Origin of the sequence: Mycoplasmopsis bovigenitalium (assembly GCF_900660525.1) — a bacterium.
Taxonomy (GTDB): domain Bacteria; phylum Bacillota_I; class Bacilli_A; order Mycoplasmatales; family Metamycoplasmataceae; genus Mycoplasmopsis; species Mycoplasmopsis bovigenitalium.
Genome location: NZ_LR214970.1, coordinates 284,947 through 296,990, shown reverse-complemented (window position 1 = coordinate 296,990; position 12,044 = coordinate 284,947). Strand labels below are relative to the sequence as shown.

General features: G+C 29.8%; 8 protein-coding genes and 1 pseudogene. 8 read left to right on the top strand and 1 reads right to left on the bottom strand.

What is annotated here, in order from left to right:
• Positions 1–11: 11 nt before the first annotated feature.
• From upp to EXC34_RS01235, 8 genes and pseudogenes are all read left to right on the top strand, one after another.
• Complete coding sequence (gene upp / locus EXC34_RS01270) at positions 12–638, top strand: uracil phosphoribosyltransferase (RefSeq protein WP_129687587.1); 627 nt, start codon at positions 12–14, stop codon at positions 636–638.
• The gene (locus tag EXC34_RS01265) at positions 638–1,294 is read left to right on the top strand and encodes an MPN527 family putative ECF transporter permease subunit (RefSeq protein ID WP_165001209.1); all 657 of its coding nucleotides are present in this window, start codon (positions 638–640) and stop codon (positions 1,292–1,294) included. Before upp ends, EXC34_RS01265 begins: the two co-directional genes overlap by 1 nt.
• Before the next feature lie 8 nt (positions 1,295–1,302).
• Entirely contained in the window at positions 1,303–3,645 is a 2,343-nt protein-coding gene (locus EXC34_RS01260; RefSeq protein WP_129687585.1) for a class I tRNA ligase family protein, read from the top strand.
• Positions 3,646–4,680: 1,035 nt separating this feature from the next.
• Positions 4,681–6,558: pseudogene (gene lon / locus EXC34_RS01255) on the top strand (endopeptidase La); the annotation flags it as partial.
• Position 6,559: 1 nt separating this feature from the next.
• Positions 6,560–8,452, top strand: coding sequence for a M13 family metallopeptidase (locus tag EXC34_RS01250; RefSeq protein ID WP_129687583.1), 1,893 nt, complete (start codon positions 6,560–6,562; stop codon positions 8,450–8,452).
• Positions 8,453–8,644: 192 nt separating this feature from the next.
• Positions 8,645–9,541, top strand: coding sequence for a 30S ribosomal protein S2 (gene rpsB / locus EXC34_RS01245; protein WP_129687582.1), 897 nt, complete (start codon positions 8,645–8,647; stop codon positions 9,539–9,541).
• Complete coding sequence (tsf, locus tag EXC34_RS01240) at positions 9,538–10,425, top strand: translation elongation factor Ts (protein WP_197722245.1); 888 nt, start codon at positions 9,538–9,540, stop codon at positions 10,423–10,425. Before rpsB ends, tsf begins: the two co-directional genes overlap by 4 nt.
• 235 nt (positions 10,426–10,660) lie before the next feature.
• Positions 10,661–11,140 carry a hypothetical protein gene (locus EXC34_RS01235; protein ID WP_129687580.1) on the top strand — a complete coding sequence of 160 codons (480 nt, stop codon included), beginning with the start codon at positions 10,661–10,663 and terminating at the stop codon, positions 11,138–11,140.
• 18 nt (positions 11,141–11,158) lie between these two features.
• Here EXC34_RS01235 and EXC34_RS01230 read toward each other — a convergent pair whose 3' ends face one another.
• Positions 11,159–12,037, bottom strand: a complete 879-nt coding sequence (locus EXC34_RS01230) for a DegV family protein (RefSeq protein ID WP_129687579.1) — start codon at positions 12,035–12,037, stop codon at positions 11,159–11,161.
• Positions 12,038–12,044 lie beyond the last annotated feature (7 nt).

The window sequence follows — 12,044 nt, the reverse complement described above, 5'->3', positions numbered from 1 at the left end:
TTGGAGGATTAATGCTTAAAGTTATAACTCACCCGCTTATTTCAATAAAATTAACAAATATGCGTGATAAAAATGCTAATCACTCAGTTTTTAGGTCAAATTTAAACGAAATAACATCTCTAATGGTTTATGAAATAATGCGTGAATATCAAACAAAAGCAAAGGAAATTATTACACCTCTCAATCAAAAATTTGTTGGTGAAACATATGACAAAGAAATTGTCATTGTACCAGTGTTAAGAGCTGGTTTAGGAATGACTGAAGGATTGCTTGAGTTAATTCCAACAGCTAGAATTGGGCATATTGGTTTATATCGCAATGAAGAAACTTTTAAACCAGAAACATATTTCTATAAAATGCCAAGTGTTGACAAAAATAGTTATGTTATTGTTGTGGATCCAATGCTTGCAACTGGAGCATCTGCAGCTGATGCTATTCAAAAATTAATGGATGATGGTTTTAGTAATATTCAGCTTGTGTGTTTAGTTGGAACTAACGAAGGAGTTAAGCACATTCACGAAAGATTTGGTAAAGATTTCAAAATTTATCTAGCAGCGCTAGATCCAATTTTAAATGATAAAAAATACATTGAACCAGGCTTAGGCGACGCAGGAGACAGAATTTTTGGTACAAAATAATGTATTGAAACAAGCGTATTTCACTGAAGATATCATTAACCGGATTATTGCTCGCGCTAATGATAGTCTTTGATGTTTGAAGTCAATTAATGCCCTTTAATGGTTTTTTAAAATTTAATTTATCTTTAATTTTTACTTTAACAATATTTCAATTCATTGGTTTTAAATGGGGTGTATTTAGCCTAATTACATTATTTTTGTTTAGTCCTGCATATTCTTCACTTGGTTATGATATTGCTGGATTATTTGGCACATTTATGCAGGTTTTAACCCAATTTGTTTTTGTAATGAGCTATCTTCTTTTAAACAAATTATTTTTTAGAGACAAAAATCAAAAAATAAAGTCAAAAAATCTTGCCGATTTATTCAAAATTATTTTTGCCATCTTATCAACAACATTGATTATGGTGGCTATAAATATTTTCTTTGCAACACCACTATTTTTTAAATTATTTAAGCTTTCAAAACATTACGATTTTATTCATTTTTCAAAAGAATACGGAAAATTTAAAGCATTATTCTTCTTTATTCCAAACTATTATTTAGGAACCTTTGTAACATATTTTCTTTTTAACATAGCAAACCTTTCAATAAATTCAATAGTCATATACATATCTAATTACAATATAAATAGAATTGCTAAAAATATCTTTTAGGAGGCGGAATGTCAAAATTTAATTACAATCAACACGATGTTGAAATGAAATGACAAAAATATTGAGATGAAACTAATTATTCATTACCAAAAGATGATTATTCACTACCTAAAAAATATATTTTAAGTATGTTCCCTTATCCTTCTGGAAACATTCATATGGGTCATGTTAGAAATTACTCAATTAGCGATGTTCTTTCTCGTTTTTACCGTAGAAAAGGTTTTAACGTTTTACACCCATTTGGTTGAGATGCTTTTGGTTTACCCGCAGAAAACGCTGCAATCAAGAATAGAATTCACCCAAAAACTTGAACATATGAAAACATCAAGAAAATGAATCCACAACTAAAAAGATTAGGTATTTCATTTGCCTGAGGAGAGCACGAAGTTATTACCTGTGATCCAGAGTACACAAAGTGAGAACAGATGTTATTCATTAAAATGTGGGAAAATGGATTTGTATACAGAAAAAAATCACCACTTAATTGATGCGAAAAAGACCAAACAGTATTGGCTAATGAGCAAGTTATTGATGGATTATGTTGACGTTGTGATGAAAAAGTAGTACAACGCGATATGGAACAATACTACCTAAAAATTAGGGACTATGCACAAGAATTGCAAAATGACCTTGACACTTTAAAAAATCATTGACCTGATAAAGTTTTGATGATGCAGAAAAAATGAATTGGTTATGAACAAGGATATAATCTAAAATTTAAAGTTTCGAAAAATAGCGAATTAATTGATTTTATCAATGTATTTGTAAAAAATATTGATGATTTATCAACATTCGACTTTTTAGCAATTAGTGCTCAACATCCAATAGTAAAAAAACTAATTGAGCTAAATATTTTAAAAGATTATGAAATAGAAAAAATACTTGAAATTCAAAATAAGGCATTGAATAAAGACTTTTCAAATCAACTTGCACATATTCTTGATGTTGATGCAATCGCTGAATATGGCAAGTCATACAAGATTGTAATAACCGATTTTGCTTCAATTGGTGCTACTGATAGAGTTGTTTTAGTTGATGCTCAAAAACTTAAAAGTCATAAAGAATTTTCAATCAAAAATAATATTGAATTTGGTAAAAATAATATAAAAATTGCTGTTGATAACCTACAAAAAAGTTCACAAATGAATCTTCGTGATTGAGGAATATCTAGACAAAGATATTGAGGTGCACCAATCCCAATTATTCATTGTCCAAAATGTGGAATTATTGCTGAATCAATTGATAATTTACCAGTTTCACTACCCGAGAATGTAGATTTTAATTCATTTGGAAATCCTTTAGCTACAAACTTAGAATGAGTTAATACAAAATGTCATAAATGTAATTCTGATGCAAAAAGAGAAACTGACACCTTTGATACATTTTTTGAATCAAGTTGATACTTTTTAAGATACACAGTTCCACCTATTTTGCGCAACAAGGTAGCAATCGATCAAAATTCAGTTAAATACTGAAATCAAGTTGACGAATATATCGGTGGAGTTGAGCATGCTATATTGCACTTGCTTTACGCAAGATACTTTACAAAAGTATTAGCAACTCTAGGTTATATTGATTTTAGAGAACCTTTTGCAAACTTACTAACACAAGGTATGGTTTTAAAAGATGGCTCAAAAATGTCTAAATCAAAAGGTAATACTGTTTCTCCAAATGATGCCGTTGCTCAATACAATGCAGATACACTAAGATTATTTATTCTTTTTGCAGCTCCTCCTGAAAAAGAACTAGAATGATCAACATCTGGAATCGAAGGAAGCTACAAATTCATTGAAAGACTTATTGAAAAAGCTTCAAAATTATCAGTTGACCTAGATTTTAGAAATATTGACCAATCAAGCCTAAATTCAATTGAAAAACAAGCAAGAAGAAAATTATATTTAGGGTTAAAAAAACAAGAAGACATTTTCAACGATAGAAAAAATAATTATTCATTTAACACATTAATTGCTTGATGCATGGAAACAATGAATGCATATGATAAAATTGATTCAGACAAACTTAACACCGAGTTCTTTTATGTAATACTTAATATTTCAGAACCATTCATTCCTCACTTATCATGAGAGCTTTCTGAAAGATTTTTTTCATTGAAAAATCTGTATGATTTTACAATCAACCAAGAAGCGCTTGAATTAAATGAAGTTACATACGCAATAACTATAAATGGTAAATTACGCGAACAGCTTACAATTCCAATGAACCAAACAAATAAAGATGAAATTATTTTAATGGCCAAAAAATTAGTTGCTAGTTGACTTGAAAATAATGAAATTATTAAAGAAATTTATGTGCCTGGCAAAATAATTAACTTTGTAATTAAGCCAAAATAGGGCTTTTTTTTAATCAAAATTTGGCAAAATTAATAAAATTAATAATTTTTAGCAGACTAAGTGCCATTGTGCTAAAATATATTAATAAATAAATCCGGAGGTAATATGAAAGAAAAATTATTGGTGACAAGAATTGGTGATCAAATGCTGTTAAACGCAGTTATTTATGGTCATGAAATAAAACAAATTGATGTTATGCCATATGGTAATGTTTGAACCAAGGAATATTTGGATACTCTACAAGAAAAATTAGCAAAAAATAAAGATAATAAAAGTTATAAAAATAAACCAAATTTTGATGAAATTAAAAATTCTGAATCTGAATTTGAATTAATAAATCAAGATGTTTATGAGTATGTAATGCTTGGTTATCAACTTGTTTCTATTGAAGACGTTGAAAACAATACTCAAAAACCAATTTCTCAAGTTAAATTTAAAGAAATTTCAAAAATTGCAACATATGCAAGAATTCAAAAAATAACTAAAAAATCAGGCGGAATTTATACATTAACATTGGTTGGGATTGGTAGACACTTTATTGAAAAAGCTCTTGATGCAAATGGTGAAAATGCTAAAAATATTACCGATATTGAAAGTGTAATTACTCATAAATATTCATATGATGCAAGCGTTGAGGACCTAGGAAACGCTTCAATTTTGTTAACACAAATTGATGAAGCAGCAACTGTTTTAGCACAATCTTCAATTTGAGATACTATTCAAATGCAATTAATTAATAATCCATATTATGATGCCAGTGTTAATAATAAATTACCTTCAAAAAATGATTTTATTGACCCTAATGGAGCAAATGTTGTTGACATAATTTCATCGTTACTATACTTTACCTATGCAAATAATTGAATTAAATTGGATATTTTTGAACGCAGAAATATTGTTGAACAAATTAGATTAATTATTGACCACATAAGATCGTTTTACTTCTTATCTGAATGAAGTCCAAAACAAACTCAAGTGTTTAAGAGTTTAGAAATTTTTGACGGAATCGTCGGAGAAGCAATTGAAGAAGTCAAAACCAAAAAACACAGAAAAGATAATTCAGACGTTATTTCTGACGCAATCATTGAAAATGAAATTAATAAAAAAGTTAAAGATAATCTTGATAAACAGCAAAGAGAATTTTTACTTAAAGAAAAACTAAGAGCAATAAAAGAGTCACTTCAAGAAAACGATCAAGATGCTGATGATGAATCAGAATACACAAAAATAATTAAAGACAAAAACAAGTCAAAAATGTATCCTGAATCTGTACAAAAACTAATTAAATCTGAAACAAACAAAATGAAATCAATGATGTCGGGTACACCAGATGCCAATATAACTTCATCATATATCAACGTTTTAAAGAGCTTACCTTGAAGAAAAATTGAAGTAGAATCACTTGATATTTCAAAAGCTAGAGAAATTCTTGACAAAAACCATTATGGACTTGGTGAAGTAAAAGAAAGAATTATTGAATATCTATCATTAATAATTAATCACAAAACACGTGCTCTTAAATCAAAAGAAAAATCACTTTTAGACTTTGACAAGGATTCGCAAATTGATCTTGATTTATTCAAAGAAAGTGGCGAAAATTCAAATAAAGTTCAAAAAAACTTCAATAATGTGCCAATCTTAACACTTGTTGGGCCTCCAGGAACTGGTAAAACTTCGCTTGCCAGAGCCATTGCTGAAGCATTAAACAAAAGTTATATAAAAATTTCACTTGGCGGGGTTCATGATGAAAGTGAAATAAGAGGTCACAGAAGAACATATGTTGGTGCAATGCCTGGAAAAATTATTAAAGCAATCCAAAAAACCGGTGTTTCAAACCCACTGATTTTATTGGATGAAATTGATAAAATGAGTTCAGATTATAAAGGTGATCCTTCATCAGCGATGTTGGAGGTTCTTGACCCAGAACAAAACACAAAATTCCAAGATAACTACTTAGAACACGAATACGATCTATCTAAAGTTATGTTTATTGCAACTGCAAACTATTATGAAAATATACCCGCTCCTTTATTAGATCGTGTGGAAATATTGGAATTAAATTCATATACAACAAATGAAAAAATTAAAATCGCAAAAGAACACTTGGTTGATACTGCTGCACGTCAAGCAGGATTAAGTAAAGAACAATTCAAAATTGAAGATGATGTTATTGAAGTAATTATTAAAAATTACACTGCTGAAGCAGGAGTGCGTTCATTAAAACGTCAATTAGACAAGATAGCTCGTAAGATAGTTGCAAAAATAGTGGCTGGGGAGGATATTAAAGAATTTAATATTGATAAAGAAACGGCAATTAAATTACTTGGCACACCTAAATATGGTGATGAAGATGACTATAAAAAACCTCAAGTTGGAGTAGTTAATGGTCTAGCTTACACTTCAATTGGTGGAAGTACATTGCAAATCGAAGTTAGTTCATATCCTGCACAAAAAGGTGGATTCAAACTTACTGGTTCACTTAAAGATGTTATGAAAGAATCAGCAGCTATTGCTTATTCATATGTAAGATCAAATGCCAAAAAATTCGGAATTGAATTCGATTTTGAAAATAATGAGCTTCACATTCACGTTCCCGAAGGAGCTGTTCCAAAAGATGGGCCAAGTGCGGGTATAACTTTTACAACAGCACTAGTTTCAGCACTAACAAATAAACCTGTATCTCACGAAGTAGCAATGACTGGTGAAATTACATTGCGTGGCAACGTGTTGCCAATTGGCGGACTAAAAGAAAAATCATTTGCTGCATTTAAAAAAGGTGTTAAAACAGTATTTATTCCAAAACAAAACCAAAAAAATCTAAACGACATACCCGACGAAGTTAAACAAGAAATTGAATTCATCCCTGTATCATCATATGATGAAGTATTTGAAAAACTATTCAAAAGAGGCTAATATGAAATATGAAATTAAAGATAATTTATTCAAATCTGTGAATGGTGAGTGATTAGAACAAACACAAATTCCTAGTGATAGATCTTCGACTGGAGAATTTGCTGAGTTGGACATTCGCAATGAAAAAATAGTTGCAAAATTGGCGAAAAAAATTCTAAAAATTAACGAAAATGAGAATAATCTTGATACAGAATTAAAGAATTTTGCAGATTTTTATAAATTGACAAGCGACATTGACAAAAGAAATGAACTTGGCCAAAAACCATTACAAAAATACATTGATGAAATACTAAACATCAAAAATTTATCAGAATTAAAATCAAAATATGTTGAATTTTTATACAAAGATTATCCTTTACCAATTGATTTTGGAGTGCAAACAGATTTTCTTGATTCAACATTGCAAACGCTTTATGTAGGAATTGCAAGACATATTTTGCCAGATAAAAGTCACTATGAAAATAAAGAACAAAAAGCAAAATTTTTAAAAGTTTTTAAATCAATGGCAAAAAGTATTATCTTAGCATATGTACAGGACAAAGATCAAGCAAATAAAATAATCAAAAAAGCACTTAAATTTGATGAAATAGTAGCCAAATATTCTTTAACTTCTCTACAAAAAGTTCAATACACACAACTTTACAAACCATATAAATATGACAAAATTGTTAAATCAACCAAAAATTTTGACTTTGATTTTATTATAAAACAAATAATTGATAAACCTGTTGACGAGCTTGTTTTTTACGATGATAATTTTGCCCAAAACATTGACAAAATATTCAATGAGGGAAATTTTGAACTAATTATTAATTGAATGGCATTACAATTTGCACTTAAATATTCAACATATTTAGATGAAAAAACAAGAGTTAAGGCAACAAAATATAAACTATTTACTTCTGGCCAAGCTAAAGCCCAAAACAAAAACAAACATGCACTGAATTTAGCATTACACTTCTTTGGTATGCCGGTTGGTGTTTATTACGCCAAAAAAGAACTTGGAGCCAAAGCTAAAAAAGACGTTGAACGAATGGTTCAACACATGATTCAGATTTACAAAAATAGACTTCAATCAAACACATGATTATCTAAAAACACAATTGAAAAAGCACTAAAAAAATTAAGCACTCTAGGTGTGCACATTGGTTACCCAACAGAAATTCAACCTTATTACAAGGAATTAAAATCAACAGAATCTCTGATTGAATCAGTATTAAAATTTAACCAAGTTTTAACCAAATACAATTATTCTCAATACAAAATGCCAATAAATAAAAATTACTGAGGAATGACTCCAAACCAAGTTAACGCTTACTACCACCCAATGTATAATCACATTGTTTTTCCGGCAGGTATACTTCAAGGAGCATTCTACAACATCAAACACTCATCATCAGAAAATTATGGTGGGATTGGTGCGGTAATAGCACACGAAATATCACACGCTTTTGATAATAATGGTGCCAACTTTGACGAAAACGGAAATCTAAAAATGTGATGAACACAAGAAGATTTTGAAAAATTTGGTGAAAAAACAAAACAAATGATTCAATTATTCGAAGGTGCCGAAACAGATTTTGGTAAATGTAATGGAACTTTAACAGTTAGCGAAAATATTGCTGATGCTGGGGGCTTGAGTTGTGCACTTGAAGCAGCTAAAATGGAAAGCGATTACAGTGCAAGAGAATTCTTTATTAACTGAGCAAGGGTTTGAAAATCGAAATACAAACCTGAAACTGCACAAAGATTACTTGAACAAGATCCGCATGCACCAGCTGAATTAAGAGCAAACATACAAGCAGCAAATCGCGAAGAATTTATTGAAGAATTTTCAATAAAAAATGGCGATAAAATGTTTATTCCAGCTGAAAAACGTGTAAAGATTTGATAATTTTACTAGCTTTTAAGCTAGTTTTTTTAATTTTGAATTTTTGCCTTTTACTTTATAATTAAAAAGAATTTTTAATTCAATTTGATATCAAATAAACACACTATTATGGATTCACTTGGGTGTGCCCTTGCGAAAAGGGTGCTAGGTGTTAGAAGTATTAGGAAGAACAACAAACTAAAGGAAAAAATATAAATGACAGAAAACAAAGAAATTTCAGCTAAAAAAGTTGAAGAAAAAGAAGTTAAAAACCCTATCGTTTCTAAAGACAAACTTTTAGAAGCTGGCGCTTACTTTGGCCACAAAGCAAGCCAATGAAACCCTAAAATGAAAGATTATCTATATCCTCAACTAAAAAGAGGAATTCACATAATTAATACAGCGGTTACAGTTCAAAGACTTGAATTTGCTTACAATTTATTACACAAATTCGTATCTAAAAACCCTCGCGCTCAATTCATTTTTGTTGGTACAAAAAAACAAGCTAAAGAAACAATAAAAGAAAATGCATTAAGAACAAATAGTTTTTATGTAACAGATAGATGATTAGGTGGAACTTTAACTAACTCATCTACAATCTTTAGCAGAGTTAGAACAATGGAAGAACTTGAAGAAAAAGCACAAAACAACTTCGAGGGATACGTTAAAAAAGAAAAATTAATGTTCCAAAAACAATTAGAAAAACTACAAAAAAACTTAAATGGTATTAGAAAAATGAAAGGTCTGCCAACATTCATGATTGTTGCCGACCCTAATGAAGATGAAATTGCTGTTAAAGAAGCACGTAAAAAAGGTGTTAAAGTTATCGCAATTTTAGACTCAAATTCAAACCCAGATGCAGTTGATTTTGGTATCCCTGCAAACGACGACTCTGCAAAAAGCATTAACTTAATTATCACAATTTTAGCTGATGCTATTACAACCGCAAGAGGCGGAAAAGCTAAATATGCATATAGACCAGACTCAGAAGTTGAATTACCTAAATTTGAATCAGACCAAAAACAATTCGTAAAAAGATACGAAAGACCATTCACAAAAAGAACTGAAGAAACAGTAAAAGAAACTTCAAAAACTGAAGAAAAAGGAGAATAATAATGAATCAATTAGCTCTTATTAAAACAGTGCGTGAACGTACTGGTGGTGGAATGATTGACGTTAAAAAAGCCCTAGAAGCTTCAGACTGAGACGTTGAAAAAGCAATTACTTGACTAAAAAGCAACGGTAAAATAAAAGCTGCTAAAAAAGCTGGCCGTGTTTCTGCAGAAGGACTAGTCTCAATAGCTCAAAAAGACAATAAAGCAGTAATGCTAGAAGTTAACTCTGAAACAGATTTTGTTGCTCAAAATGAAGACTTTAAAAAATTAGTTCAAAGATTTACAACAATTTTGTTAAATTCAAACGCAAATACTCTTGAAGAATTTATGCAAACAAAAGATGGCAACGAAACTGTTGAAACAATCTTAGAAGACGCGACCGCAACAATTGGTGAAAAACTATCTATTCGTCGTTTTGAAGTTTTCACTGCTTCAGAAGGCGAAAAACTTGGTGCTTTTGCTCACGTTAATGGCCAAATCGCTGCTCTTATTAAAGTAAAAGGTTCAAATGATGAAGTTGCAAGGAATGTTGCAATGCACTTAGCAGCAATGAAACCTGAATTCATTTTTGTTGAAGAAGTACCAACAGAAAGAATTGAAACATTCAAAGCTGAATTTGTAAAACCTGTTGGTTTTGAAAATAAACCCGAAAAAATCCAAACTGCAATTCTAGAAGGTTCATTAAACAAAAAACTAGCTGAAGTTGTTTTAGTAAAACAAGGATTTATGATGGAAGAAAGCGTTTCAATTGAAAAATACCTAGCAAACCATGGATTAGCACTATTAAAAGCAATTCGTTATGGCGTTGGTGAAGGTATTGAAAAACAACAAGACGATTTCGCAGCAGAAGTTGCAGCACAAATCCAAAAAGCTTCTCAATAATAATCAATATCCCTTATGGGATATTTTTTAATATTTTTGCGATGCCAAACTATTTAAACAATATATTTATGCTAAATTTTAATTATTAATTTTATGATTATTGATTTATTATTATTTATTAACATTCATCCATTTACCAATTCAATTGAAAAATGAATATATACAGCAAATTTGTGGATAACTAAAAAGTAAAAAAATAGCAAAATACAAGGCAATAAAAAAATATCATAATTCTGTGCAAAATAAAGAAATGTTAATTACATTACCAGTATTAAAGCCAATAAAATTAAAAAACGACTTTATCAACAAGATAAAAGGAGGCAGTTTAAAGTCGGATGTTATTGTATTAGTGGCGGAAGATGGTGAATATGTGTATTTTATTGAATGTGTAAAGGAGTTAAATGATGGATATAACAACAAGGACATATTGCCTTTCAACCCTGATGAAGGAGTATTGAAGAGCGGGAAATTTGAAAAAATCAATCTTGCAAAAGGTATTAAATTATCAAAAATTTTTAAAATTAAATATGGCGAAATCATTAGCAAATTAGATGAAGTAGACAAAATTGATTCGTTGCCTTTTATTGGGATTAATGATCAAATTAAATTGGTTGATAAGTTGACTGCAAAATTGCAAGATACTTTAGATTTACCAAAACTTATTGTCATTCAAAAATCCCAGAAAGCGCAAAATAACTGCGCCCAAGCAGCATAAAAAAACTCCAAGCGGAGTTTATTTTATGCTTTTTAAAATGTCAGGCATCACTGTGAAACTCTGTGCTTCAGGACCGGTATGAATTGCAATACATGAAGAATTAAGTTTTATGTCATCAAATAAAATCTTGTTTTCAGCAAAAAAATCATGTGATAATTTGTTGAATTCTTTATCAATTCCATTAATATTGTAAATTTTATAGTCTTTTTGAATATCAATAATTTTTGTGTTTGCTTTGTCTGCTAATTTATTAAGAATTTGCTTAAATGCCCCTTTTAAACCACGACCAATGCCACCAGTACTTGTACCATTTTTGTCAAATTTAATATATGGACATAAATTGATTTTTGATAGTGCAGAAAGTAAGAATTTTTTAAATGAACTCACTCTACCGCCTTTAATTACATAGTTTATATCTTTGGGGATAATGTATGTGGTTGATCTAGATTCAATATCTTTAATTGATTCTATTAATTTGTCAATGTCTTGAAATTTTTCAAAGTGAATTTTGGCGTATTTTGCAACATCAAGCATTTGCTGTCCAACAAAAGATGTATCAATAACACGTAAATTAGGATAAGTATCCTTAAAAGTAAGTGCAGCATTATATGTTGAAGATAAAAATGAAGAAATAGGAAGAAAAATAACATAATCGTATTTTTTGCAGAATTGTTCAAACACTTTTTCAAAAGTAGATAAGAAAGGTAGAGATGTTTTTAAATTATTTGATTTAGAAATCAGTTCAAGCATTTCAAAACGATCTTTATCAACGCCATCCAATATAGGTTCGCCATCTATTTCAGCAATTAATGGTATAAATCCTAAATCAAGCGAAGCAGCGTCTTTTTCAGATATACAAGAAAAAGAGTCTAAAATAATTCCGATATTTTTACTCATAATTTCT